The organism is Pseudomonas sp. ASL4, assembly GCF_056680395.1.
The window spans coordinates 3890796-3916175 of the sequence record NZ_CM155280.1 but is presented as its reverse complement, the minus strand read 5'-3'; the positions used below and the strand labels follow the sequence as shown (position 1 = coordinate 3916175).

General features: G+C 59.2%; 21 protein-coding genes. 4 read left to right on the top strand and 17 right to left on the bottom strand.

Annotated elements, in window-relative coordinates:
* Positions 1-32: 32 nt before the first annotated feature.
* From AC1MEW_RS17680 to AC1MEW_RS17655, 6 genes are all read right to left on the bottom strand, one after another.
* Entirely contained in the window at positions 33-212 is a 180-nt protein-coding gene (locus AC1MEW_RS17680; protein WP_123514418.1) for a hypothetical protein, read from the bottom strand.
* A 160-nt stretch (positions 213-372) separates the two neighbouring features.
* Positions 373-1548 (bottom strand): lactonase family protein, encoded by a 1176-nt coding sequence (locus tag AC1MEW_RS17675; protein WP_201257573.1) that lies wholly within the window; start codon positions 1546-1548, stop codon positions 373-375.
* Positions 1535-1834, bottom strand: a complete 300-nt coding sequence (locus tag AC1MEW_RS17670; RefSeq protein ID WP_201257574.1) for a DUF5629 family protein — start codon at positions 1832-1834, stop codon at positions 1535-1537. The genes AC1MEW_RS17675 and AC1MEW_RS17670 overlap by 14 nt, the downstream gene beginning before the upstream one ends.
* 203 nt (positions 1835-2037) lie before the next feature.
* The gene (locus tag AC1MEW_RS17665) at positions 2038-3618 is read right to left on the bottom strand and encodes an aldehyde dehydrogenase (NADP(+)) (protein ID WP_201257575.1); all 1581 of its coding nucleotides are present in this window, start codon (positions 3616-3618) and stop codon (positions 2038-2040) included.
* A 10-nt stretch (positions 3619-3628) separates the two neighbouring features.
* Positions 3629-4621 carry an AraD1 family protein gene (gene araD1, locus AC1MEW_RS17660; RefSeq protein ID WP_201257576.1) on the bottom strand — a complete coding sequence of 331 codons (993 nt, stop codon included), beginning with the start codon at positions 4619-4621 and terminating at the stop codon, positions 3629-3631.
* Between the two features lie 151 nt (positions 4622-4772).
* The gene (locus tag AC1MEW_RS17655) at positions 4773-6095 is read right to left on the bottom strand and encodes an MFS transporter (RefSeq protein WP_201203031.1); all 1323 of its coding nucleotides are present in this window, start codon (positions 6093-6095) and stop codon (positions 4773-4775) included.
* Positions 6096-6289: 194 nt separating this feature from the next.
* Between AC1MEW_RS17655 and AC1MEW_RS17650 the strand changes: the two genes are divergently transcribed.
* Together AC1MEW_RS17650 and AC1MEW_RS17645 are read left to right on the top strand one after the other, a co-directional pair.
* Complete coding sequence (locus AC1MEW_RS17650) at positions 6290-8026, top strand: IlvD/Edd family dehydratase (protein ID WP_480423026.1); 1737 nt, start codon at positions 6290-6292, stop codon at positions 8024-8026.
* A gap of 251 nt (positions 8027-8277) precedes the next feature.
* Entirely contained in the window at positions 8278-9006 is a 729-nt protein-coding gene (locus tag AC1MEW_RS17645) for a FadR/GntR family transcriptional regulator (RefSeq protein WP_201203027.1), read from the top strand.
* A 106-nt stretch (positions 9007-9112) separates the two neighbouring features.
* Here the strand turns inward: AC1MEW_RS17645 and AC1MEW_RS17640 are convergent, their stop codons facing one another.
* From AC1MEW_RS17640 to AC1MEW_RS17630, 3 genes are all read right to left on the bottom strand, one after another.
* Positions 9113-11488, bottom strand: coding sequence for an efflux RND transporter permease subunit (locus AC1MEW_RS17640; RefSeq protein ID WP_416195344.1), 2376 nt, complete (start codon positions 11486-11488; stop codon positions 9113-9115).
* A 39-nt stretch (positions 11489-11527) separates the two neighbouring features.
* Positions 11528-12580, bottom strand: coding sequence for a WD40/YVTN/BNR-like repeat-containing protein (locus tag AC1MEW_RS17635; RefSeq protein ID WP_480423025.1), 1053 nt, complete (start codon positions 12578-12580; stop codon positions 11528-11530).
* 452 nt (positions 12581-13032) lie between these two features.
* Positions 13033-13284, bottom strand: a complete 252-nt coding sequence (locus AC1MEW_RS17630) for a hypothetical protein (RefSeq protein WP_480423024.1) — start codon at positions 13282-13284, stop codon at positions 13033-13035.
* A 298-nt stretch (positions 13285-13582) separates the two neighbouring features.
* On the opposite strand from AC1MEW_RS17630, the gene AC1MEW_RS17625 reads away from it, so the two are divergent.
* A complete protein-coding gene (locus tag AC1MEW_RS17625; RefSeq protein WP_480423023.1) occupies positions 13583-14554 on the top strand; it encodes an IS110 family RNA-guided transposase in 972 nt (323 codons plus the stop codon).
* A gap of 473 nt (positions 14555-15027) precedes the next feature.
* On the opposite strand, the gene pepN is transcribed toward AC1MEW_RS17625, so the two are convergent.
* From pepN to AC1MEW_RS17595, 6 genes are read right to left on the bottom strand one after another with little or no spacing between them, the layout of a single operon-like run.
* Positions 15028-17685: an aminopeptidase N gene (gene pepN, locus AC1MEW_RS17620; RefSeq protein ID WP_480423022.1), complete on the bottom strand. Its 2658-nt coding sequence runs from the start codon at positions 17683-17685 to the stop codon at positions 15028-15030.
* Between the two features lie 10 nt (positions 17686-17695).
* Positions 17696-18526 (bottom strand): DUF2797 domain-containing protein, encoded by an 831-nt coding sequence (locus AC1MEW_RS17615; protein ID WP_201202726.1) that lies wholly within the window; start codon positions 18524-18526, stop codon positions 17696-17698.
* On the bottom strand, positions 18523-18783 hold the full coding sequence (locus AC1MEW_RS17610) for a YeaC family protein (RefSeq protein ID WP_133836178.1): 261 nt from the start codon (positions 18781-18783) through the stop codon (positions 18523-18525). The genes AC1MEW_RS17615 and AC1MEW_RS17610 overlap by 4 nt, the downstream gene beginning before the upstream one ends.
* A gap of 33 nt (positions 18784-18816) precedes the next feature.
* Positions 18817-19686 carry a rhomboid family intramembrane serine protease gene (locus AC1MEW_RS17605; RefSeq protein ID WP_201257577.1) on the bottom strand — a complete coding sequence of 290 codons (870 nt, stop codon included), beginning with the start codon at positions 19684-19686 and terminating at the stop codon, positions 18817-18819.
* Entirely contained in the window at positions 19683-20654 is a 972-nt protein-coding gene (locus tag AC1MEW_RS17600) for a metallophosphoesterase (RefSeq protein ID WP_322268776.1), read from the bottom strand. Before AC1MEW_RS17600 ends, AC1MEW_RS17605 begins: the two co-directional genes overlap by 4 nt.
* Complete coding sequence (locus tag AC1MEW_RS17595; RefSeq protein WP_010459816.1) at positions 20654-21544, bottom strand: NAD(+) kinase; 891 nt, start codon at positions 21542-21544, stop codon at positions 20654-20656. Before AC1MEW_RS17595 ends, AC1MEW_RS17600 begins: the two co-directional genes overlap by 1 nt.
* 105 nt (positions 21545-21649) lie before the next feature.
* Here AC1MEW_RS17595 and AC1MEW_RS17590 point away from each other — a divergent pair, with 105 nt between their 5' ends.
* Entirely contained in the window at positions 21650-22600 is a 951-nt protein-coding gene (locus tag AC1MEW_RS17590) for a DUF1853 family protein (RefSeq protein WP_201202716.1), read from the top strand.
* A gap of 115 nt (positions 22601-22715) precedes the next feature.
* On the opposite strand, the gene AC1MEW_RS17585 is transcribed toward AC1MEW_RS17590, so the two are convergent.
* Positions 22716-23999 carry an arsenic transporter gene (locus AC1MEW_RS17585; protein ID WP_201257578.1) on the bottom strand — a complete coding sequence of 428 codons (1284 nt, stop codon included), beginning with the start codon at positions 23997-23999 and terminating at the stop codon, positions 22716-22718.
* A 224-nt stretch (positions 24000-24223) separates the two neighbouring features.
* Positions 24224-25327 (bottom strand): DUF2855 family protein, encoded by a 1104-nt coding sequence (locus AC1MEW_RS17580; protein WP_480423020.1) that lies wholly within the window; start codon positions 25325-25327, stop codon positions 24224-24226.
* Positions 25328-25380 lie beyond the last annotated feature (53 nt).

Sequence of the window (25380 nt, the reverse complement as noted above, 5' to 3'; positions counted from 1 at the left end):
CGCTCCTGCATAAAAGGTGCAGGGCTTGAATTTCAGGCTTGGGTTTTGTGATCCAGTGCGGCATAGAAGTTGGCGCTCTGTTGCAGGTATTTCTGGGTGTAGCTCTGGGTGTGGGATTTTTTGCTGTTGATTTCAACGTTGGCACTGGCTGGCAGGGCAACGGTGGCAGAGATAGCGGATGCAGCGATGATGGAGAAGAGATTGAAGTTCATGGCGGTATACCTCGGAGTTAGTTAGTTAGCTTGCTTGCCTTGTCAGGCCGTGAAGCAAACTTACTCCCCGAGGGTCCGCGCCTTGAAATGCTTTGTAGCATTAGCGGATATCAATCTCATTAATACTAGGGTGCAGGCCCCATCAACCGGGGCCTGCGGCCTATTGACGCACCAGGAACTTGAGGTCGCTCGGGGCATCCATCGGCAGTTTCTGCACGGTTTTGCCGAGCAGACCGGTCTTGGCATCGCGCTCGACGACGACAATCTCGTTACTTTTCTGGTTGGCGATCAACAGGAACTTGCCACTCGGGTCGAGGCTGAATTCCCGCGGGTGGTCACCCTCCACCGAGCGTCGCTGCAGCTCCTTGAGCTGGGCGGTGGCCGGATCGATGGCAAATACCAGCATCTGGTTGGCGGTACCACGGTTGCTGACGTAGAGGAACTTGCCATCCTTTGATGCGTGAAGCGCAGCGCCGGCCTTGTCGGAGGTGGGTTGCCCCGCCGCCAAATCGACCATCTGGGTTTGCTTCAGTGTGCCGTCCTGGTAATCGAACACCGCCACCTGGGCGCTCATTTCCATGCTCAGCCAGGCGTGCTTGCCATCGGCGCTGAACAGCAAATGACGTGGTCCACTGCCCGCCGGCAGCGATACCGAGGCCGGAGTGGCTGGCGTCAGCGGTAGTAGCGGATTGGCCTTGGGATTGAAGTGGTAGACAAAGATCTTGTCCGCCCCCAGGTCATTGGAGAACACGTACTTGCCGTCCGGCGAGGAAATCGTCGAATGCACGTGGGCCGACATCTGCCGCTCCGGGTTGACCCGGCTCGACGGATGGCTGCTCATCTGCACCACAGGCTTGAGCTTGCCATCAGCGCCCACCGGCAACACCGCGAGGGTGCCGCCCGGATCTTCGACTACCGAGTAGTTGCTGACGAACAGGTGAGTGCCATCGCCGCTGAGGCTCGAATGGGTCGGCTCGTTGCCCAGACTCTGGACCTGACTGATCAGCTTCAATTCAAAGGACTTGGGATCGATCGAATAGCTGCTGACTTTCCCGACCGGGTCAGCCTGTCCTGGACCGTTTTCGTTGACCACAAACAGGTGATGCTGGTCCTTGGACACGGTCAGCCAGGACGGATTTTCGCTCTTGACCACTTGCAGTGGCTTGGCGTCGATCTGCCCGGTGGCGCTGTCGAAGTTCAGGCGATAAATCCCCTGGCTCTGGCCCGCGGTGTAAGAGCCGACCAGCAGTTGATAATCATCGACGGTTGCAGCCTGAACGCCCATGGCGCCGACGCTGCCCGCCATCAACAGTGGCCAGAAATTACGCATCTTCATGCTCTACTTCCTCGTCGTCAGCACCACCGAAGGCGCTCATGCACACCAGCCGATGCTCACCGGAATCACCGGTAACGAGCCAGCTTTGCAGGGTTGGGTCGAAGGTGGCTGCCTCAATTTGAGCCTTGCTGAATTCCCAATGCTTGAGCGCCCGGCCGTCCATGCATTCGATGTTCAGACTGTCGTCTTCTTCACCGAGGTAGAAGTCGGAGGCGTGCAAGCCGTCGATTTCCAGCATGTCGCAGTTTTCGAGAGCATTGAGCAAGGTATCGGTTACGGCAGTCATGGTGATCAATCATTCAATTGGAAAGAGGCAATGATAGCTCATCACTCCCACAGGACCTGTGCTGAACACAAAACTCATGCACAACACCGAACAAATGTGGGAGCGGGCTTGCTCGCGAAAGCGGTGGGTCAGCTTGCATTAATGTTTGATGTGCCGCCGTCTTCGCGAGCAAGCCCGCTCCCACAGGGGATTGCGTTTGGCTGTTAGAGCGCGTCGCGCGAGGGTTTGCCATCCACCAAGCGCTGAATTCGCAGCGGGTTGCCGTTTTTCAAGGGCTCAGGCAGCAAGCTGTCGGGGTAGTTCTGGAAGCACACCGGGCGCAGGAAACGGTCGATGGCCAAGGTGCCCACCGAGGTGCCGCGTGCATCGGACGTCGCCGGATACGGCCCGCCGTGAACCATCGAATCGCAGACTTCCACGCCGGTCGGATAGCCGTTAAGCAGGATTCGTCCGACCTTTTGCTCCAGCAACGCCGTCAGTTCGTTGAACTGTTCAAAGTCTGCCGACTCGCCAATGATCGTCGCCGTCAGTTGCCCGTGCAGCCCGTTCAACGCGGCGCTGAGCTGCGCCTGATCCGCGACTTCTACGAACACCGTGGTCGGACCAAACACTTCTTCCTGCAAGACTTCATCGCCATCGATCAACAGGCTGACATCCGCCTTAAACAACTGCGGTTGCGCCTGATTACCCTGTTGCGGGCTACCGGCCAAATGCTCAATACCCGGATGCGCCAGAAGCTTTTGCAGACCCTTGCCATAGCTGCTCAACGTCCCGGCGTTGAGCATGGTTTGCGCCGGCTGATCACCGATCAACCCCGCCACCAGTTGCGCGAACGCGCTGAACTGCGGCGAACGAATGCCAATCACCAACCCCGGATTGGTACAGAACTGACCACAGCCCTGCACGACCGACGCCGTCAGGTCACGTGCGATGGTTTCAGCCCGGACCGCCAGAGCCTGAGGCAACACGATCACCGGGTTGATGCTCGACATCTCGGCGAACACCGGAATCGGTTGCGGCCGTGCGGCGGCCATGTCGCACAAGGCGCGACCGCCCTTGAGCGAACCGGTAAAGCCTACCGCCTGAATCGCCGGATGCTTAACCAGCGCTTCACCAACTCCGCCGCCGTAGATCATGTTGAACACACCGGCGGGCATCGCAGTTTTTTCCGCCGCTCGGATGATTGCATCGGCGACCCATTCTGCTGTCGCCATATGACCGCTATGCGCCTTGAACACCACCGGGCAACCGGCCGCCAGCGCCGAAGCGGTGTCACCACCAGCGGTAGAGAATGCCAACGGAAAGTTACTCGCACCGAATACTGCCACCGGGCCGAGGCCGATGCGGTACTGACGCAGGTCAGGACGCGGCAGCGGTTGGCGCTCAGGCAAGGCCTGATCGATCCGCGCGCCATAGAAATCGCCGCGCCGCAGAACCTTGGCGAACAAACGCATCTGGCCACTCGTGCGACCTCGTTCACCCTGGATACGGCCGGCGGGCAACGCGGTTTCGCGGCAGACCACGGCGACAAAGTCATCGCCCAACGCGTCGAGTTCATCGGCGATGGCGTCCAGGAATTGCGCCCGTCGTTCGGCACTCAGGCTGCGATAGGCCGGGTATGCGCTGGCAGCAGCCTTGGCGGCAGCGTCCACTTCTTCCGGAGTCGCCTGGTAGAAATCGCCGGGCAAGGCATCGCCCGTCGTGGCGTCGACGCTTTGCAGTTTAACGGCGCCGGTCGCGCGGCGCTGGCCGCCGATGTAGTTGTGGCCAAGGATCTGGGTCATGCGGATCTCCTTAAAGGGTGCCGACGGTGCCAGGTTCGAACGCTGCGGTCACCGGCGCTATGCCGTTGATCAATGGCGCGCCGAACTCGGCCTGGCTGATTTCAAACACGTCACCCGGTTGGGTGCGGATGCCATCGGCGAAGGACAGGGTCGCGGTGCCGAAGAAGTGAATGTGCACGTCCCCCGGTCGCAGGAACTGGCTGTATTTGAAGTGGTGGTATTCAAGGTTTTCAAGGCTGTGGCACATGTTGGCTTCGCCGCTGAGGAACTCGTTCTGCCACAACACCTCACCATCACGCAGGATGCGGCTGGTGCCTGCCAGGTGTTGAGGCAGTTCACCGACCCGAAGTTCCGGACCATAGCTGCAACTGCGCAATTTCGAGTGCGCGAGGTAGAGGTAATTCTTGCGCTCCATCACGTGGTCGGAGAACTCGTTGCCCACCGCGTAGCCGAGGCGATACGGCTTGCCGTCGTGGCCAATAACGTAGAGGCCGCTGAGTTCGGGCTCTTCGCCGGCATCTTCGGCGAACGGTGGCAGCGGGAACGGCTGGCCCGGTCGAACCACGATGCTGCCATCGCCCTTGTAGAACCATTCCGGTTGCACGCCCGCTTGGCCGGCCGCCGGTTTACCGCCCTCCACGCCCCACTTGAAAATGCGCATGGTGTCGGTCATCGCCGCTTCATCGCCAGTTTGCTGGTGCATTTTGTCGCGGGCCGAAGCGCTGCCTAGGTGAGTCAGGCCGGTGCCGCTGACCAGCATATGCGCCGGGTCCGGGTGATCCAGAGGTGGGAGGATACGCAAGCTGCTCAGCAACTCGGCATAGTCATGACTGACGCGCAGGCCCTGGTGTTGCACCTGTTGCTCAAGATTGATGCCCGCTTCGATCGCCGCCAGGGCCAGGTCGCGGACTGTGTACGCGCCCTTCACTTCCAACACTTGACCGGCTTCGACCACACCAACCCGGCGTTCGCCGTTAATCAATTCGAACTGAACTAAACGCATGATTTTCTCCTGTAAACAAATCTCGAAAACGCCGCAGCCCCCCTGTGGGAGCGGGCTTGCTCGCGAAGGCGGTTTGTCAGTCACCACAGATGCTGAATGTGATGCCCCTTTCGCGAGCAAGCCCGCTCCCACAGGGGATTTGTGTGATATTTCAGGTACGAGTCGCGCCCCGAGCACTGGCCGCAAACTGATCCGCCGGCAGCACATGCTTGCGCTCCAGCAGCCGGTAAACCACCCCCGTCAGCACCAGCCCAAACACCATCACCCCAGACAAAAAGTACAACCCCGACGCCAGATTGCCGGTGTATTCCTTCAGCGCGCCGATCACGAAGGGCCCGATGTAGCCGCCGAGGTTGCCCACCGAGTTGATCAGCGCAATCCCCGCCGCCGCACTGGCACCGGCGAAGAACCGTCCCGGCAACGTCCAGAACACCGCCGTGCAGGAAAACAGTGCGAACGCCACCAGGCACAGCGCCGCCAGTTGCGCCACCGGCAATGTCAGCCAGGCGCTGAGAAACAGGCCGATGGCGCCCAGCACATACAGCACCGCCAAATGGCCGTAGCGATCATTCAAGCGGTCGGAACTGCGCGGGACGATCAGCAAACCGATGATCCCGAAGATATACGGCACCGAGGACACGAACCCCGTCACCAGGTCACTGCCACCGAACTGCTTGATAAGCGTCGGCAACCACAAGCCCAAACCATAGATGCTCAACGTCACCGGCAGGTAGAACAGCGCCAGCAACAACACGCGCTTGTCTTTCAATGCATGCAATGGGTTGCCATGGCGGGTCTGGCCGTATTCGGCGAGGTCTTTTTTCAGTTCGCCGGTCAGCCAGTCCTTCTCGGCCTGGTCCAGCCATTTCACTTGTTGCGGGCCGTCGGGCAGGTAACGCAGCACCGGCCAGGTCAGCAGGATCGCCGGGGTGCCGATGACAATAAACAGCCACTGCCAGCCATGCAGACCGAGGGTGCCGTCCATGCCGAGCAAACCGCCGGACACCGGGCCGGTGATCATCATCGCGATGGGTTGGGAGAGGATGAACAACCCGAGGATCTTGCCGCGATGGCGTACCGGGAACCATTGGGTGATGTAGTACAGAACGCCCGGGAAGAACCCGGCTTCAGCGGCGCCGAGCAGAAAGCGCATCACGTAGAAACTGTGCGGTCCCTGGACGAAGGCCATGCCGATGGTGATGGCGCCCCAGGTGATCATGATTCGCGCAAACCAGCGCCGCGCGCCGAAACGTTCGAGCATCAGGTTGCTGGGGATTTCCAGCAGGAAGTAGCCAATGAAGAACAGCCCGGCACCGAGGCCGTAGGCGGCGTCGCCGATACCAATGTCCGCGCCCATGTGCAACTTGGCGAAGCCGACGGCGGAGCGATCCACATAGGCGATCAGGTACAGCAGGATCAGGAAGGGAATCAGTTTCAGCGTGATGCGACGAATAAGCCGCAGTTCCTCGCTCATGGGGTCGGTCTCCGATTGTTGTTGTTATAGAACCTCGGGGGACGCCTCTCGCGGAAAACCGCCAGGGCCAATCCCTCCGTTGAAACCGACTATATAGTAATACTAATTAAGCAACAACGCTTCCAAAGCGCCGTTTTTGCGCTTATGTTATCCCTCATATTGAACAATATAGTCATACAATAAGAGAGGCGATCATGTCTGATAAGAAACCCACCCTGCGCTCCGCCCAATGGTTTGGCACCGCCGACAAGAACGGCTTCATGTACCGCAGCTGGATGAAGAATCAGGGCATCGCCGACCACCAGTTCCACGGCAAGCCGATCATCGGCATCTGCAACACCTGGTCAGAACTGACCCCGTGCAACGCGCACTTCCGGCAGATTGCCGAGCACGTCAAACGCGGCGTGATCGAGGCTGGGGGCTTCCCGGTGGAATTCCCGGTGTTTTCCAACGGCGAATCGAACCTGCGCCCCACCGCCATGCTGACCCGCAACTTGGCGAGCATGGACGTTGAAGAAGCGATTCGCGGCAACCCGATTGACGGCGTGGTGCTGCTGACCGGTTGCGACAAAACCACCCCGGCCTTGCTGATGGGCGCGGCCAGTTGTGACGTGCCGACGATCGTCGTCACTGGCGGGCCGATGCTTAACGGCAAGCACAAGGGTCAAGACATCGGCTCGGGCACGGTGGTCTGGCAGCTCAGCGAACAGGTCAAGGCCGGCACCATTACAATCGACGACTTCCTCGCGGCGGAGGGTGGCATGTCCCGCTCGGCTGGCACCTGCAACACCATGGGCACCGCGTCGACCATGGCCTGCATGGCCGAAGCACTCGGCACTTCCCTGCCCCACAATGCGGCGATTCCGGCAGTGGATGCGCGGCGTTATGTATTGGCGCACATGTCCGGCATGCGCGCGGTGGAGATGGTCCGCGAAGACTTGAAGCTGTCGAAGATCCTGACCAAGGAAGCCTTCGAAAACGCCATTCGCGTGAACGCCGCCATCGGCGGTTCGACTAACGCCGTCATCCACTTGAAAGCCATCGCCGGGCGCATCGGCGTTGAATTGGACCTGGACGACTGGACCCGCATCGGGCGCGGCATGCCGACCATCGTCGACCTGCAACCGTCCGGGCGTTTCCTGATGGAAGAGTTCTACTACGCCGGTGGTTTGCCGGCGGTATTGCGCCGCCTCGGTGAAGCCAATCTGATCCCGAATCCGAACGCCTTGACGGTCAACGGCAAGACCCTCGGCGAGAACACTAAGGACGCGCCGATCTACGGCCAGGATGAAGTGATCCGCACCCTCGACAACCCGATCCGCGCCGACGGCGGCATCTGCGTGCTGCGCGGCAACCTCGCGCCGCTGGGTGCGGTGCTCAAGCCGTCCGCCGCCAGTGCCGAACTGATGCAGCATCGCGGGCGTGCGGTGGTGTTCGAGAATTTCGACATGTACAAGGCACGGATCAACGACCCGGAACTGGACGTGGATGCCAACTCGATTCTGGTGATGAAAAACTGCGGACCAAAGGGTTATCCGGGCATGGCTGAAGTCGGCAACATGGGTTTGCCGGCCAAGCTGCTGGCCCAGGGCGTGACCGACATGGTGCGGATTTCCGACGCGCGCATGAGCGGCACGGCGTATGGCACCGTTGTGCTGCACGTTGCACCGGAAGCCGCGGCAGGCGGGCCTTTGGCGGTGGTGAAGGAAGGCGACTTTATTGAGCTCGACTGCGCCAACGGGCGGCTGCACCTGGACATTCCGGATGCTGAACTCGCGGCGCGGATGGCCGATCTGCAACCGCCAGAGAAGTTGATCGTCGGTGGTTATCGTCAGCTGTACATCGACCATGTGCTGCAGGCGGATCAGGGCTGCGACTTTGACTTCCTCGTCGGCTGCCGCGGCTCCGAAGTCCCGCGCCATTCTCACTAATCGAAGCGCAATATTGCTGAAACAGAAAACCTGTGGCGAGGGAGCTTGCTCCCGTTCGCCTGCGCAGCAGGCGCCAATAGATCAACGCGGCCTGCCTGACAAATCGTGATTACCGTTATGGGGGCTGCTCCGCAGCCCAGCGGGAGCAAGCTCCCTCGCCACAGGTACCCGCTAATTTCAGGCCTGATGATTGCCCACGACGCCTGCTATCATGCGCCAAACCCCCATCGCCCAGGATCGCGCCGTTCCCCATGGATTACCGCAAACCCTCCGACCGCAAAAGCATGCACTCGCGCATTGTCCAGGAACTGGGCATGCAGATCGTCTCCGGACGCTTCAAGCCCGACGACAAACTGCCCGCCGAAGCCCTGTTGTGCGAAGAGTACGCGGTCAGTCGTCCGGTATTGCGCGAAGCCACCCGGGTGTTGGTCGCCAAGGGCCTGGTGTATTCCCGTCCGCGGGTCGGCACGGTGGTCAAGGCGCGCAAGGAATGGCACATGCTCGATCCGGATGTGCTGCACTGGCTGATGCAAAGCAGCCCGCAAAATGAATTCTTCAGCCTGCTAACCAGCGTGCGCAGCATCATCGAACCGGCCGCTGCAGCCCTCGCCGCGCAATACGCTACCGACGCGGACATCGCCTCCATCGGCGAAGCCTACCAACGGATGGAAGCCGCACCGACGCCCGAAGCGCTGTTGCAGCCGGACCTGGACTTCCACAGTCGCATCGCCGATGCGACCCACAACGACTTGCTGGCCAACCTGTGCAACATGTTGTCGGTGGCGATTGCCGAAGCGTTGAAGCATTCCAACCAGCGACCGAACCTGCATGAACTGGCGTTGCCACGGCACAAGGCGATTCTGACCGCTATCGAGAATCGTGATGCGCTGGGTGCGCGGCATGCGACGCTGGTGCAGCTCGATGATGCACGCAGTGCTTTGAATGTCGTGCTCGGCACAGATCCTACAAACCAGCACTGAACCCCTGTGGGAGCGAGCAAGCTCGCTCCCACATTGGATTTGTGTGAAGCCGTCAGGCATAAAAAAGCCGCAACCTGAATTGCGGCTTTGTTGTTTCAGCGACTGATCAGTGAGCAAACAACGAATTGCCCTTCTGCCCCGCCAGTTTCTCCGGTTTGATAAGGAACCGCGCCAGCGCCGGCAGCAGCCACAGTGCGCCGAACATGTTCCACAACAGCATGAAGGTCAGCATCAAGCCCATGTCGGCCTGGAACTTGATGGCCGAGAAGATCCAGGTGCACACGCCGATGGCCAGGCACAGACCGGTGAACAGCACGGCTTTACCGGTGGACTTCAGCGTCTGGTAATACGCCTCTTGCAGCGGCAGGCCGGCACGCAGGAAGCTTTCCAGACGGCTATAGATGTAGATGCCGTAATCCACGCCAATCCCCACACCCAGCGCCACCACCGGCAGGGTCGCGACTTTCACGCCGATGCCCATGAAAGCCATCAGGGCGTTACCGAGCACCGAGGTCAGCACCAGCGGCAGCACGATGCACAAGGTCGCCGCCCAGGAACGGAAAGTGATCATGCACATGGTCGCAACGCAGATGTACACCAGGATCAGGATCGTCAGCTCCGATTCCTTGATGACTTCGTTGGTCGCCGCTTCGATCCCGGCGTTACCGGCGGCGAGGATGAATTCCAGGCCGTCCTTATTGTTTGCCTTGGCAAAGTCCTGCACCGCATGCACCGCGCGGTCAAGGGTCGCGGCCTTGTGGTCGTTGAGGAACACCAGCACCGGTGCCAGGGAGCAGCTGTTGTTGTACAGGCCATCAGCCCGGGCGATGGAGTTGTTTAGTACATCCGGGTTACGCGACAGGGTTTCCCATTTCAGGTTGCCCTCGTTCATGCCCTTGATCATCTGCTTGGACACGGTCACCAACGAGATCGCCGACTGCACGCCCTCGGTGTTCTGCATCTTCCACATCAGCTCATCGATCGGCGCCATGGCTTCGTAACGCGAGCAACCTTCAGCCTTGGTCTTGACCATCACCACCAACACGTCGGAGCTGGTGGAGTAGTTGTTGATGATGAAGTTGTTGTCCTTGTTGTAGCGCGAGTCTGGACGCAATTCTGGTGCGCCTTGGTCGAGGTCACCGATTTTCAGGTTTTGGCTGTACCAGAGGCCGCCACCGAAGGCGAACAGGGCCAGGACAATGGAAACCGGGGCGACTTTCTTGCTGGCAAAGTTCGATAACAGGCGCCAAAACGGGTGCTCGCGGACCGCATCTTTTTTGCTGCGCTCGACCGCACGTTTGCTGATGCCAACGTAGGAAATCGCCACCGGCAGCAGAATCAGGTTGGTGAACACGATCACCGCAACGCCGATGGACGCGCCGATCGCCAGTTCGCGAATAACGCCAATGTCGATAATCAGCAACGTGATGAAGCCGACCGCGTCCGCGAGAATCGCGATCATCCCTGGCAGGAACAGTTGCCGGAAGGTTCGCCGCGCGGCGGTTAGTGCGTTATCGGCCTCGCTGGACTGCAAGGCGATCCCGTTGATTTTCTGCACGCCGTGGGAAATACCGATGGCGAAGATCAGGAACGGCACCAGCATCGAATACGGATCGAGCCCGAAACCAAAGGCGTGCATCAACCCGAGTTGCCAGACCACCGCCACCAGCGTCGTACTCAACACCGCCACGGTGCTGCGCATGCAGTTGGTGAACCAGTACAGCAGGATCAAGGTGATAACGAAGGCAATGCCGAAGAACATCACCACCATGACCAGCCCATCGATCAGGTCGCCGACTTTCTTGGCGAAACCGACAATGTGGATCTTCACGTTAGGGTTCTGGGCTTCAAACTTGTTGCGGATCTTGTCTTCGAGTTCGTGGGAGAACTGGCGATAGTCCAGTGCCAGCAACTTGCCCTGGTCTTGCGGGTCCGGGTAGGACTCCAGCAGCGGGATGTCGACGATGCTCGACTTGAAGTCGTTGGACACCAACCGCCCGACCTGACCGGATTTCAGTACGTTGTTGCGCAGCAGATCGAGACTTTCCTGGGAGCCGTCGTAGCTCTGCGGAATCACTTCACCACCGGCGAAGCCCTCCTCCGTCACCTCGGTCCAGCGTACGCTCGGGCTCCACAGCGACTTGAGGCCGGAACGGTCAACGCCGGAGATGTAGAACACCTCATCGTTGATCTGGCGCAGGGTCTCCATGTACTCCTTGGAGAAGATGTCGCCGTCGGTGGCTTCCACCGAGATCCGCACCGTGTTGCCGAGGTTTGCCAGATCGTTGCGGTGCTCCATCATCTTTTGAATGAACGGATGCTCGAGCGGGATCATTTTTTCAAAACTGGTGGACGGCCGAATCAGCGTCGCCTGCCAGAACAGGAAAATACTCACCAGCAGGCAGATGACGATCACTGCCGGGCGGTTGTTGAAAATCAGGCGTTCAAGAAACGTCGCCTTGTCTTGGTGATGACTTGTCATGGATGTCATGTCTCCGCCCTTCTTATTATGTGGCCCGGCTTATTTGCTGAGCTCGGCGCCGGTTGGCGAAGTGGCGCGAACGCCGCCCTGTCCTGCCAGAATCAGATTGCCGTTACCTGCGGCAGTGACCGCCGACACGGAAATCCGGTCCGGGCGGTTGAACACCGTGAAGGTTTCGCCGTTGTCGCTGCTGCTGATCACCGAACCGCCGTTGCCGACGATCACGATGGAGCCGTCATCGAGCAACGTCGCGCCGGACAGGCCGAACTCCAGCATGCCGCGTGCGGCCTTCAACTCGATCGGCGCCCAGGTGGTGCCGAAATCGGTGGAGCGAAACAGATTCCCGCGCAGCCCGTAGGCCAGCAAGGTGTTGGGCTGCGCCGTGCCGATCACGCCGAACAGCGAACCTTGATACGGACCTTCGAGCTTTTCCCAGGTCTGGCCCCAATCAGCGGAGCGAAACATACTGCCCTGCTCACCGACGACAAACAGCCCGGCATCCTTGACCGCGGCAATGGCGTTGAGGTGGAACTGGTCGGTGTTGTCGAGGCGGTCGCTGACATCTGCCCAGTTCTTGCCGCCGTCAGTGGTTTCCAGCAACGCGCCATAAGCACCCACGGCGAAGCCGCTGTTGACGTCCTTGAACCAGACATCGAGCAACGGTGCTTCGCGTTTCAGGTCTTCAAATTGTTTGGTCCAGGTAACGCCACCGTCTTCGCTGGCGAGGATTTGCGCGTCATGCCCGACGGCCCAGCCGTGTTTGTCATCGACAAAAAACACCGCCGTCAGCAGTTGCCGGGTCGGCACTTTGGCCTGGGTCCAGGTCGCGCCCTGGTCATCGGAATACAGGATATGCCCACGATCCCCGACCGCCACCAGGCGTTTGCCAGCGTGGACGACATCGAGCATCAGGCTTTTGGCAGCCTTGGCGGATTCAACGGCATACACCGTATCGGCTGCTGGCGCGTCGGCGGCAATCACCGGTGCCGACAACACGGCGCAGCCCAACAGCGAGAGCGCTGTAGCCAGCAACGCGAACTTGCGTAATGCCGGCGGGCGGCAAATACCCACACCCATGACAGGCTCACTCATAGACCTTCCCCCATTATTATTGTTAGGTCGTTCAACCTTTCAGGGCGCCGTAAGGGGTGCTCGTGGCGATTGGCTGTTCAGGAGCATAGTCCTGAAACCCGCAATCCAGAGCCCCTTCGGAAGCTGGCTTATCCTATCGGGCTTTGGAAAGGTCTGACAATCGACGCCACGTTATGTTTTGTTAACCTGAGGGGGTTGGGGTTTTTCTGAATGATTGGGTATTAGATCGGGTGATTGGGCTGTGCTGTTGGATGGTTGGATGGGTTGCTGAGGGTTGTGTGTATATCCGTTGCTGCGGTAATGGCTTCTGGCGGTTTCGCTCTTACAGCGACTCACTTTTCCAGACGCCGAAAAGTAAGCAAAAGACTTCGCCCCGGCGTACGGCATCTCGCTTCGCTCGATGTACCCTCGCTACGGTGTCCATCAGGGGGCATCGCCTACGGTCTGCTTCGCTACGACCTCCTCTCGATGTGTTCGGCTTCGCCGAACGGCGCTGCGCGCCTAACCCCCTGATGAACACCTACGCTCGGCCTGCCGAAGGGGCGAGAGATCAAAAGCAGGATCAAGATCCAGATCAAAAGCCACAGCCACAGCCACAGCCACAGCCACAGCCACAGCCACAGCCACAGCCACAGCAACAGCAACAGCAACAGCAACAGCAACAGCAACAGCAACAGCAACAGCAACAGCAACAGCAACAGCAACAGCCAAATCTAGGTCGAAATCCAGATCCAGATCAAAAGATCGCAGCCTTCGGCAGCTCCTTGTATCTCGACTATTGCTCCGTCAGGAGCGATAGTTCTCGACTGATCATCGAGGGAGGGACCTGGAAGCCGTGCAGCTCCTTAGGCTTTTTGCCTGTGACGTAGATCGTGCTCCAACCCTCCGCACTCACTCGTATAGTTCGAACGGTATCTTGGGCCCGCCTCTGGCTAGAGCCCGCATTCGCAAGGTCGGACAGAGTGCAGTGATGATCGCAATTGATCTGATTGGGAGAGTGTTATGTCCAGTTTCGTCGGCGTCGATGTCGCTAAAAACACCTTTGATATCGCTACACATCTGCCAAATGGCAAGCATAAAACCAAGGCCAAACTGGCTAACAATTCCAAGGGTTTCAAAGAGTTTGAAGTTTGGTTGCAGAAGCAGGCCGAGCCTTCGACCCTGATCGTGATGGAAGCGACCAGTGTCTATCATCTGGAGCTCGCCGAGTTCGTCTACAACAAGGGTTATCGGGTCTGCGTGGTGAATCCGGCCACGACTCACGCGTATGCGGGCAGCGAGTTACGTCGGATCAAAACCGACAAGAGTGATGCCAAGCTGATCGCCGACTTCGCTAAAGAAAAAAATGAAAAGCTCAAGCTTTGGGCTCCGGAACCGCTGAAGTTCCGCCAACTGAAGGCCATGGTTCGTCGCCTGGATGACCTTCAAGAGATGGAGCAAATGGAGCGTAATCGTCTGGACGTGTCCGACGAAAAGGTCAAAGAGTCGATCAACTCGGTGATTGGCCACATCGAAAAAGAAATCGTTGAAACCCACAAGGCGATCAAAAAACATATCGATGACGACCCCGACATGCGCCAGATGCGCGACTTGGTCGTGACCATCGACGGCATTGGCGAGAAAACGCTTGAGCGGTTGCTGGCTGAGCTGGGCGACCTGCGCAAGTACGACGACCCTCGAAAACTTGTCGCGGCTGCTGGCCTGAATCCAGAACTCCAGGAATCAGGGCTCCTCAAGGGCCGCAGCCCGATCTCGAAGATCGGCTCAGCGCGCTTGCGCGCAGGCCTATACATGCCGGGCTTGGTCGCGTTGCAACACAACAAAGCAATAATCGCCATGAAAGATCGCCTGAAGGCCAACGGCAAGGCCCCCAAGCAGATCATCTGTGCTGCCATGCGCAAGCTGCTGCATTACGTTTACGCAGTGCTCAAATCGGGCCAGCCATATGACCCTGAATTTGCGCTTGCTCGGTGAGATTCAAGACGGTATCTACAAAGCCCGGTAAATCCCCTCCGCCCTTCACCACTCATCAGGCCGAGCGTTAGCTCGCCTACAGCTTTTGATCTTGCTCTGCCCGCCCCTTCGGGAGGCTGAGTGGAGGTGTTCAGCTGGGGGTGGGCGCGTAGCGCCGTGCGGCGAAGCCGCACACATCGAGAGGAGGTCGAAGCGAAGCCGACCGTAGGCGATGCCCCCAGATGAATACCGGAACGAAGGCACGCCGAGCCTAAGCGAGGGGCCGGACGCTCGGGGCGAGCCTTTTTTTGCTTACTTTTTTTTGGCGTTTGAAAAAAAAGTGAGTCGCCGTAAGGGCGAAACCCTAAGCCGCCGTTACCGCAGAAATGGATATGTACTCAGTCAACAAATAATAGGTCGGCTATCAGGCCGCCTTCGCGGGCAAGCCTCGCTCCTACAGGGTTCGAGTGAACCCTGAGGGAACAAGACCAAACTCAAGCCAGGCTCTTGCTGACCACTTCAAACACATCACTGGACAACTGACCCGAACCACGAATCCGCTCCAGCTCACCTTTCATCAACGCCTGACGAGCATCGTCATACTTGCGCCAGCGAGTCAGCGGCGCCAACTGTCGAGAAGCGATCTGAGGATTAAACCCGTTCAACTCAATCACCAAATCAGCGAGGAAGCGATACCCCGAACCATCCGCCGCATGGAAGTTGATCAGGTTCTGCCCGGCAAACGCGCCCACCAAAGCCCGCACCTTGTTCGGGTTCTTCATATTGAACGCCGGATGCTCCATCAACTGACGAACCCGCGCCAAACCACCCGGCAACGTGCTGCCGGCCTGCACGCTGAACCACTGATCCATAACCAGCGGATTGTCCTTGAAGTGTTCGGCGAAACTGGTCAGGGACGTGGCTTTCTCGTCTTCGAACGACGAGTTGACCAATACTGCCAACGCCGTCAGGCGCTCGGTCATGTTGTCGGCGGTTTCGAACTGTTCCAGCGTCGCCGCCAACACCTCAGGCTTACCGCTGAGCATCAGGTACGACAGCGCAATGTTCTGCAACGCGCGACGAGCGAAATGCTCGGCCTCGGCCACGTATGGGGTTTTCTTCGACAGGTCGCGGTTAGCCTGATAACGCAGCCACAGCGCTTCGAACAAGTTTTCCGCCAGTTGCTTGCGAACGAACTCGCGAGCGGTGTGAATCGCATCGACATCAGCCACTTCGCTGATTTCCGTCAGATAGGCTTCACCCGGCAGCGAAAGCATTTCCGCGACCATGGCCTGATCCAGCGTCTCGTCGGTCAACACAGTGTGCAATGCCGAAATCAGTCGCTGATCCAGTACCAGTTTCTCGCCCTTCTGTTGCTGGGCAATCAGCTCTTGCAGCACCTGCACCGACAACTGCTGACCGGCATCCCAGCGGTTGAAACCGTCGCTGTCGTGCTGCATCAGGAACATCAGTTGATCGCGGTTGTACGGGAAGCTCAATTTAACTGGTGCAGAGAAACCGCGCAGCAGCGAAGGTAACGGCTGCTCGGCGATATCGATGAAAGTGAAAGTCTGCTCAGCTTCAGTCACCGAGATGACCCGCGAAGTGCCTTGTGCCGAAGCTTCGCCAGACAGACGCAGCGCAATGGCCGCACCTTTGGAATCCAGCAGCCCCAATTCCACAGGAATCACGAACGGCAGCTTTTCAACCTTGTCCGGAGTTTGCGGGCAGCTCTGGCGGAAGGTCAGACTGTAGGTTTTCGCAGCCGCGTCGTAAGACTCGCTCACCGCCAGTCGCGGTGTACCCGCCTGGCTGTACCAGCGTTTGAATTGGGTCAGGTCGACACCGTTGGCGTCTTCCATGGCTTTGATAAAGTCGTCGCAGGTCACGGCCTGGCCGTCGTGGCGATCGAAGTACAGGTCGCTGCCTTTACGGAAACCTTCGGCACCGAGCAAGGTGTGGATCATGCCGACCACTTCCGAGCCCTTTTCGTACACGGTCAGGGTGTAGAAGTTGGAAATCTCGATAAAGCTGTCCGGGCGCACGGCGTGAGCCATGGGACCTGCATCTTCAGCGAACTGGTGGGTACGCAGGTATGCCACGTCCTGAATGCGCTTGACCGTGGCCGAGTTCATGTCGGCGGAGAAGCCGGAATCGCGGAACACAGTGAAGCCTTCCTTGAGCGACAACTGGAACCAGTCGCGGCAGGTCACGCGGTTGCCCGACCAGTTGTGGAAGTATTCGTGGGCAACGATCGCCTCGACCCGCTGGTGCGCAGCATCGGTCGCGGTTTCGGCCCGGGCCAGCACGGCGCTGGAGTTGAAGATGTTGAGGCCCTTGTTCTCCATGGCGCCCATGTTGAAGTCGTTGACCGCTACGATCATGAAGATGTCCAGATCGTATTCGCGACCGTAGACCTCTTCGTCCCAGCGCATCGACTTCTTCAGGCTGTTCATCGCGTGCTGGCACTTGTCGATGTTTTCCGGCTCGACGTAGATGCGCAGCGCCACGGTGCGCTCGGTCATGGTGGTGAAGGTGTCTTCGACACACCACAAGTCACCGGCCACCAGCGCGAACAGGTAGGCCGGTTTCTTGAACGGGTCTTCCCAGGTCGCCCAGTGCCGACCGTCTTCGCCAGGGCCGCTGGCAATCGGGTTGCCGTTGGACAGCAGCACCGGATAGCTGTGCTGCTCGGCGACCACGGTGGTGGTGAACGTGCTCATCACGTCCGGGCGGTCGAGGTAATAGGTGATCTTGCGGAAGCCTTCGGCCTCGCACTGGGTGCAGAACATGGTGCCGGATTTGTACAGGCCTTCCAGCGCCGTGTTGGTTTCCGGGTGGATCTTGACACTGGTATCGACTGTGAACGTGGTGCTGGTCGGGTGCAGGGTCAGGTGATTTTCCGTCAACTGGTAGTCGGCAGCAGTCAATTCGCTATCGGCCAGGGTGACCGACAGCAACTCAATCTGCTGGCCGTCCAGTACCAGCGGCGGCAGGCCCGGGCCACGCTCGGGATTGCGGCGCATCACCAGTTGCGCATGGACCAGACTGTGGTCCTCGAACAACTCGAAGGTCAGGTGTGTCTCGTCGATCAGGTACTCGGGCGCCTGATAGTCCTTCAGGTAGATCATCTTCGGTTGTTCGGTGCGCATACTGGAGTCCTTACTGATGCACGGCGAGCTGGTAAGCCGTGTATTTACGAATATTGATCACGCCGGTGTCGAAGATCAGGTATTGGCCTTTGATCCCCAGCAGCGTGCCTTCGGCAATCGGGTTCTTGTCCAGGTTGAAGCTGACGATTTTGGCCGGGTATTGCTCAATTGGATATCGGATCTCGAGGACGTCTACGTCGGCAATAGTCTGGATTGCCTGTAGTCCAAATCGTTCCTGCAAACCTAGTAAACCTTCGGCGCAGCTATCAAACAGCTGATCACGGATTTCCATCAGGTTCACTGGCACAGCATCGCCCTTGAGTAAAGCACGCCAATTGGTCTTGTCAGCTACCTGACTGCGGAACAGGTCTTCGACGAAACCGGACTGCTGACGGGTCGAGACACGCATGATCGGCAAGGCCTGACGGGCGCCCTGGTCGATCCAGCGAGTCGGCATCTGGTTGGCGCGGGTAATCCCGACTTTCACCCCCGACGAGTTGGACAGGTAGACGATGTGATCGGTCATGCAGAACGTCTGGCCCCACTCCGGCTCACGGCAGGTGCCGGCGTCGAAATGGCAACGCTCCGGGCTCATGATGCAGATGTCGCACTGGGCCAGTTTGGTCATGCACGGGTAGCAGTATCCCTGGCTGAAACTGGTTTTGGTCTTGCGTCCGCAATGGGAGCAGAAAATCCCCCCCAGATACTCCAGGCGCACGGTCGTACCGATCATTGGATTGACCGGCACCTCGGTGTCGCCCAGACGAAAAGCGTACTGCACGTTCGGCCCGTCAAGGCGCGCCGACATTTTGCTGATTGCACCGCGGCCAATCTCGATCAATGGATGGCATCCGACTTGAACAGGATGTTCGGCACGCTGATCGACTTCGAGCTGCATTCCTGCGGGCCCATGTAGCCGGTGCGTTCTTCTTCGGGCAGGTTCTGGATTTCCCAGGCGATCATCGCTTGCAGGGACAGTTCGCGCTGCTCGGCGGTGAGTTTGCCACCGTCGGACCATTTGCCGATTTCCACCGCCAGTTTCAGGCTCTGGTAGATATCGGGGGTGATGTTTTTGATCATTTCGTTAAAAGAGGACATCAGGGTCTCCGCGCTCTTTATTCAAATACGGTTTTAGACGGCGAGTTTACGGCGGTTGTACAAACCGCCCAACAAACCGGTGAAGCATCCGATGAGTAACCCGCCGACGTGGGCCGCGTTGGCAATTTCACCGAAACCGATCATCGAGATCAGTCCGGACATGCACAACACCAACCACACCAGCATCATCACCAATACGCCGCGCGGCAGGCGATAGGCCGGGTTTGGCGACAGCAACTGGAAGATCCAGCAATGCCCGAGCAAGCCGTACAGCACGCCGGACAAGCCGCCGAACAGGTTCGCACCGCTGTAATAATACTGGGCGTAGTTGGAAACAAGGCTGAACAGCAAGGTCAGGCCAATCAGGTTGATGCTGCCCTGACGCGCCTCGATGCGCCGCCCCAGTTCCCAGTACCACATGCCGTTCATGGCCAGGTGCAGGAAGCCAAAGTGGATCAGCATCGGCGTCACCAGACGCCACCACTGCCCCGCTGCCAGGCTGTCGGCCAGCGGTCTGAAATGGATGTACTCGCCGACCACGCGGAAATCGAGGAAGGTAAACCAGCGCATCGTGTCGAGGTTTTCGCCCAGCAGCGTGATGGCGCCGACGATCACACTCAGCAACAGAACAAATGCGGTCGCCTTGCTGTAGCGCAACTGTTCGACAAAACCCGGGCGACGCATAGTTTGCGCTACCGGAATGTCAAGTTGCTGATCGGGATCACCGGCCGGGAAGCGTTCATACAGCGAACGCACGTCCTCGCTGATGTTGGCAGGCACCCACAGCACCTGCTCGCCCGCCTCCTCGCTGACCCGATGCGGCACTTGCATGCGCTGCAACAGCTTGACAAACCCGCTCAGGTCCGCCGTCAGCGGCAGGCGTAATACGGCAACGGTACTCATTGCAGCACCTCCGGCCGTTCGACATCGACCCAGACAAATTTATGCGGGTCGAGATGGGTTTCCTGGTCCAGGCGATAGGCCACGAGCTTGCCGTAAAGCACCGCGCTGTAATCCAGACAAGCGAGGTTCGGCCGGATCGGCGCCGGTTTGCCGCTGCGCCAGTAGTGGCCGACGAACAACAGAGGCTCATCGATGCCGTAACGCAGCAAAGTGTTTTTTTCGCTGGACGACAGTGGCGTACGGGCCACCGGTTCAGGCAAGGCGTCGGGTTGGAACACAATGTCTCCATAGGTTTGCGGGTCGTCTTCCCAGAACTTGGTGCGGAAGAACGAACGCGTCAGGCCATCGCCACTGGTCATGGTCTGGCCATCGGGCAGGCGCATATCGGTGCCGCGCAGCAGGCGATCGAATACGGTGCAGGCGAAACTGCCCGGCACGGCCGAGGCCTGGAGAAAATGCTCATCGACGCAACCATTGGGAAACAGCGCGCGCAACGGCTCGATCAGGCCGGCGTCCCAGCATGCATGCACGACGCGGAAACGTCCGGCATCGACGAACAAGGGCAACTCGTAGAACCATTGCTGGAAGTCATGCCAGTCGCCGGGATGATCTTCAAATTGCGTCAGGGTTTCCCCCAGCAGCCGGGCGTGGCGCGGGGTGTGCTCACGCACGAAATGCTTGCCGCTGCCGGGCGGTGCCGGAGTGCTCCAGCCCAGCGCGTTGAACTCATGGTTGCCCATGATGCACAGCGCCTGGCCGGCCTCGACCATGCCGTGGACGATGTGCAGCGCTTCGCGAATCCGCGGGCCACGGTCGATGATGTCACCGACGAACACCGCCATACGCGACGGATGCCGCCAGACGCCACCTTGTTTGTGATAACCGAGCCGGTCGAGCAAGTGCTCAAGGGTCAGAGCGCAACCGTGCACGTCACCGATCAGGTCGTAGCTTCGCGCGGGATCGAGCATCAGTCGCCTCCACCACCCAATCGACTGCCCCAACCGAGCTTGGTCCGGCACACTTCGTAGTAGTTGTGGTCGAGGGGGTGAATCAGCCGCAACTTCTGGGCCTTTTTGCTGATGGTGATGGTGTCGCCCGGCGCGCAGGTGAAGTGGTTCTGCCCATCACAGGAGACTTGCGGGTAGATCTGCATATCCTTGGACACGACGATTTTCAGCTCACTGTTGCCATCGACCACAATTGGCCTGCCTGACAAGGTATGGGGGTACATCGGCACAATCACAATAGCGTCGAGCTTGGGGTGCATGATCGGCCCGCCTGCCGACAGCGCATAAGCGGTCGAACCAGTCGGTGTGGCGACGATCAGGCCGTCGGCCTTCTGGCTGCAGACGAACTGGCCGTCGATGTACAGCTCGAACTCGATCATTCGCGTCGATTTGCCGGGATGCAGCACCACGTCATTCAGCGCATCGCCCTGGCCAATGGCCTCGGCATGGCGACGGACTTCGGCTTGCAGCAGGAAGCGGTTTTCCACCAGATAGTGGCCGTCGAGCACTTCGGCGACTTTGACTTCCAGCTCATCGGGGCGAATATCGGTCAGGAAACCCAGGCTGCCGCGGTTGATCCCCAGCACCGGAATATTGTGCCGGGCCAGCGCACGAGCGGCGCCGAGCAGGCTGCCGTCACCGCCGACCACAATCACCATGTCACAGACTTCGCCGAGCATCTTGCGCGACGAGGTTTGCAGGCCATGGCCCGGCAGGACTTCGGCGATGGTGTCTTCGAGGATCACGTGCAGGTGACGATCGAGCAGAAACCGTTTCAGTCGGCGGACGGTATCCAGCACCTGCGAACTGCCCAGGCGACCGATGATGCCGATATTACGAAATTGCTCCATGGGGCTCCTGCGAGTTTCTGCGACGGGCTAAAGCGACGATTATGGGCGAAAGCACGGCGTAGACAAAACCCTTTCAGCCATGACTTAAGAGGCTATGCTCGCAGAATGATCTTATTCCCGGACTTGCTCCAGCTACCCCACCAGTTGCGCCACCCTGAAGTGCGCGACCTGGCTTGGGTCATCCTCGCGCCGCCGATGCTCGATGAAGTGCCGTGGCCGCAGCGCCATCCACTGGCCGGCAGCGACTGGGTGCAGGCGCCGGAACGCCTGGAGCACTGGCTGCGGCAACTGGATCGTGACAGTTATGACTTGCTGCACTGGCTGGCGCAGGCCCGGACCCGGCGTCTGGGCCTGTATTACGAACGCCTGTGGCAATACGCCGTGCGCCATGCGCCGGGCATCGAGCTGATCGCCGCCAATTTGCCGATTCGCCGCGAGGGTCACACCTTGGGCGAACTGGACATGCTGCTGCGTGATCGTGACGGCGTGCATCACCTGGAGCTGGCGATCAAACTCTACCTCGGCCCGCAGAATGGCGATGGACACGACACCGCCCAGTGGCTCGGCCCCGGTTGTCATGATCGCCTGGACCGTAAACTGGCGCACTTGAGCCAGCATCAATTACCGATATCTGCCCGGCCAGAAAGCCGCGAAGTGCTGGCGGCGCTGGATATTCAGCAGTTCAGTGCGCATTTGTGGCTAGGCGGCTATCTGCTGTACCCGTGGCCGGGGCAGTCCGAGTCGCCGAGTGGCGCGCATCCGCAGCATTTGCGCGGTAGCTGGCTGCATCAGAAGGATTGGGCGGACTTTGTCGTGCAGCGCCCGCCAGGTCGTTGGCAACCCCTGCCCCGCCATGCCTGGCTGGCACCGGCGCACTATCCGGCGGAACAGACCTGGACCACTGAGCAGTTGGATACGTGGATCAGTGAGCTGGAGCCGCTGGCCCCGGCGCAGCTGATGGTGCGGCTGGCCGAGAATGCCAGTGGGGATTGGGAAGAAGCCGAGCGGTTGTTTCTGGTGGCGGATCTTTGGCCGAATGTGCCGGGTAGTGGTTGAGGATTTGTAGTGCCTGGACTGGCCTCTTCGCGAGCAAGCCCGCTCCCACATTGGATTTGTGTACGCCGCAAATCCCCTGTGGGAGCGGGCTTGCTCGCGAATGGGCCGACGCGGTTTAAATGGATAACCGCACAGCCAACGCCGCCAACGTCACCAACAACACCGGCACCGTCAGCACAATCCCGACCTTGAAGTAATAACCCCACCCGATCGTGATGTTCTTGCGCTCCAGCACATGCAACCACAACAAAGTCGCCAAACTGCCAATCGGGGTGATTTTCGGCCCCAGGTCGCTGCCGATGACGTTGGCGTAGATCATCGCTTCCTTGACCACGCCCGTGGCCTGACTGGCATCAATCGAGAGCAGGCCGATCAGCACCGTTGGCAAGTTGTTCATGATCGATGACAACAACGCCGTCAGCACGCCAGTGCCCATGGCCGCGCCCCAGACACCGTAACCGGCAAAGCCGTTCAGCCAACCGGCCAGGTAGTCGGTGAGCCCGGCATTACGCAGGCCATAGACCACCAAGTACATGCCCAGGGAGAAAATCACGATCTGCCACGGCGCTTCTTTCATCACCTTGCGCGTGGAAATCTTGTGGCCGCGAGCAGCAATGCCCAGCAGCAACGCAGCGCAGACGGCGGAAATCGCGCTGATCGGAATGCCCAGCGGCTCCAGGGCGAAGCAGCCAACCAGCAAAATCACCAACACCACCCAACCGGCATAAAACGTGGCTTTGTCGTGGATCGCCGTGGCCGGGTCGTCCAGTTGCTCTGGGTCGTAAGCCTTGGGAATGTCCTTGCGAAAGAACCACATCAACATACCCAGCGTGGCGGCGACGCTGACGAAGTTGACCGGGATCATCACCGCCGCATAACGGTTGAAGCTGATATGAAAGAAGTCGGCAGAAACGATGTTCACCAGGTTCGACACCACCAACGGCAAGCTCGCGGTGTCGGCGATGAAACCGGCACCCATTACGAAGGCCAGGGTCGCAGCGGGCGAAAACCGCAATGCCAGCAGCATGGAAATCACGATTGGCGTGAGGATCAACGCCGCACCGTCATTGGCAAACAACGCCGACACCAGCGCCCCGAGCAACACCATGAACGCGAAGAGTTTGCGCCCATTGCCCTTGCCCCAGCGCGCCACGTGCAACGCCGCCCAGGCAAAGAACCCCGCCTCGTCCAGCAGCAAACTGATAATGATCAATGCGACGAAGGTACCGGTGGCGTTCCAGATGATCTGCCAGACCAGCGGGATGTCACTCAGGTGCACCACCCCGAAGAGCAGCGCCAAAATCGCGCCAAACACCGCGCTCCAACCAACGCCCAGGCCCTTGGGTTGCCAGATCACCAGGGTGATGGTCAGCAGGAAAATCAACGACGCGATGAGCATGCACAGCAACCTTGAACAGACAATCGGGATGGGGATTTGTAACAGAGTGAATGGCCAGGGAGATAATTCCGTGGAGGGATACAAAAATCCCCGCCACACCTCAATCCCCTGTAGGAGCGAAGCTTGCTCGCGAAGGCGGCTGTACATTCAACGATGATGTTGACTGATACGACGCCTTCGCGAGCAAGCTTCGCTCCTACAGGGATTGTCGTTGAGTCAGCAAACTACAACTTGATGACATGCCCCTCGCCCGGCGCAACCTGCCCATGAAACAGCCGGGATAGTACACGTTGTGCCGCTTCGTAGCCTTCGTTCTCGACCACTTCAAGCAATGGCGTGGATTTCGCTGTCAGCAACTTATAAAACCGCTGCAACCCTTCGCCAATATGCTGGCTGACCTTTTCCGGCCCCCATTCGGCATTGCGTTTACGGATCTGGATCGGAGCAAAAAAGAACACGGGCTGCGGCCCTGCAATGGCGCTCAGCTGCGCCTTGTCGGTGCTTTGGGCGGAACCGGCGAAGCAGCTGTAAACCAATTGGCCGGCGAAATGCTGATGCACCCGATCACGCAATTTCAGGTCGCCGGAAAAATCCACATACAGCGTCAGACGATCATTCGGCAGGCTATCCAGTTCCTCGTAGGACACGGTACGTTCGTAACAACCCAGCGTTTCGACAAAGGCGTTGTTACCGGAAGAGGTCAGCGCGATCCGCTCAATATCCGGATTATTTTCAAGGCATACCGCCGTGCCGAAAGCGGTTTTGCTCGATGCACTGGAGAACACCAGTCGAGTGGCGCCAAAGAACTCCTTGTCTTGTAGGAAATCCGCCAACATCGATGACGTCAGAAACAGCGGCTTGAGCAAAATCTGCAGGTTTTCGGTTTCAGGCGTGTAGTACGCATCCCAACTGCAACGGGTGTACTGGTTGTAAGCCGAGGTCAGCGCCTGGCGATGCTCGGCCGCGTCATAGAAACCCCGCTCGGTGACCCGATCCGGACGCATCCACAAATAGCTGGCCAGCGGGAAGTAGCCGTAGAAGCGCTCGCCGACCTTGATGCCGACGACATCCGACGCCACCACATCGGCAAAACCCCAGGCCGGAATGTGGCCCCATTCCGCCTGCCCCGTAGGAAAGAAGCCCCAGTAGTTCATCGAATCGCCATACGCGGCGTAGGTAATGTTGTTGGTGGTCAGCGCGCAGCGGTCGATCTTCAGGATCACCTCGCCGGCCGCCGGAATCAGACTGCGTTGTTCCTGCTCGATCCGGCTCTGGTCGAGGGCGTTTTTACGGGTGATCAGCCGTGTTACCGTGCTCAGGCTTTGCATCTTTCAGACTCCTGCTGCGAGTGAGTGGCGGGTAGCACCAGAGTAACGGCAGC

Coding starts and splice junctions, on each gene's coding strand:
- AC1MEW_RS17680 (WP_123514418.1), bottom strand. CDS start 212: ATGAACTTCAATCTCTTCTCCATCATCGCTGCATCCGCTATCTCTGCC.
- AC1MEW_RS17675 (WP_201257573.1), bottom strand. CDS start 1,548: ATGAAGATGCGTAATTTCTGGCCACTGTTGATGGCGGGCAGCGTCGGC.
- AC1MEW_RS17670 (WP_201257574.1), bottom strand. CDS start 1,834: ATGACTGCCGTAACCGATACCTTGCTCAATGCTCTCGAAAACTGCGAC.
- AC1MEW_RS17665 (WP_201257575.1), bottom strand. CDS start 3,618: ATGACCCAGATCCTTGGCCACAACTACATCGGCGGCCAGCGCCGCGCG.
- araD1 (WP_201257576.1), bottom strand. CDS start 4,621: ATGCGTTTAGTTCAGTTCGAATTGATTAACGGCGAACGCCGGGTTGGT.
- AC1MEW_RS17655 (WP_201203031.1), bottom strand. CDS start 6,095: ATGAGCGAGGAACTGCGGCTTATTCGTCGCATCACGCTGAAACTGATT.
- AC1MEW_RS17650 (WP_480423026.1), top strand. CDS start 6,290: ATGTCTGATAAGAAACCCACCCTGCGCTCCGCCCAATGGTTTGGCACC.
- AC1MEW_RS17645 (WP_201203027.1), top strand. CDS start 8,278: ATGGATTACCGCAAACCCTCCGACCGCAAAAGCATGCACTCGCGCATT.
- AC1MEW_RS17640 (WP_416195344.1), bottom strand. CDS start 11,488: ATGACAAGTCATCACCAAGACAAGGCGACGTTTCTTGAACGCCTGATT.
- AC1MEW_RS17635 (WP_480423025.1), bottom strand. CDS start 12,580: ATGAGTGAGCCTGTCATGGGTGTGGGTATTTGCCGCCCGCCGGCATTA.
- AC1MEW_RS17625 (WP_480423023.1), top strand. CDS start 13,583: ATGTCCAGTTTCGTCGGCGTCGATGTCGCTAAAAACACCTTTGATATC.
- pepN (WP_480423022.1), bottom strand. CDS start 17,685: ATGCGCACCGAACAACCGAAGATGATCTACCTGAAGGACTATCAGGCG.
- AC1MEW_RS17610 (WP_133836178.1), bottom strand. CDS start 18,783: ATGTCCTCTTTTAACGAAATGATCAAAAACATCACCCCCGATATCTAC.
- AC1MEW_RS17605 (WP_201257577.1), bottom strand. CDS start 19,686: ATGAGTACCGTTGCCGTATTACGCCTGCCGCTGACGGCGGACCTGAGC.
- AC1MEW_RS17600 (WP_322268776.1), bottom strand. CDS start 20,654: ATGCTCGATCCCGCGCGAAGCTACGACCTGATCGGTGACGTGCACGGT.
- AC1MEW_RS17595 (WP_010459816.1), bottom strand. CDS start 21,544: ATGGAGCAATTTCGTAATATCGGCATCATCGGTCGCCTGGGCAGTTCG.
- AC1MEW_RS17590 (WP_201202716.1), top strand. CDS start 21,650: ATGATCTTATTCCCGGACTTGCTCCAGCTACCCCACCAGTTGCGCCAC.
- AC1MEW_RS17585 (WP_201257578.1), bottom strand. CDS start 23,999: ATGCTCATCGCGTCGTTGATTTTCCTGCTGACCATCACCCTGGTGATC.
- AC1MEW_RS17580 (WP_480423020.1), bottom strand. CDS start 25,327: ATGCAAAGCCTGAGCACGGTAACACGGCTGATCACCCGTAAAAACGCC.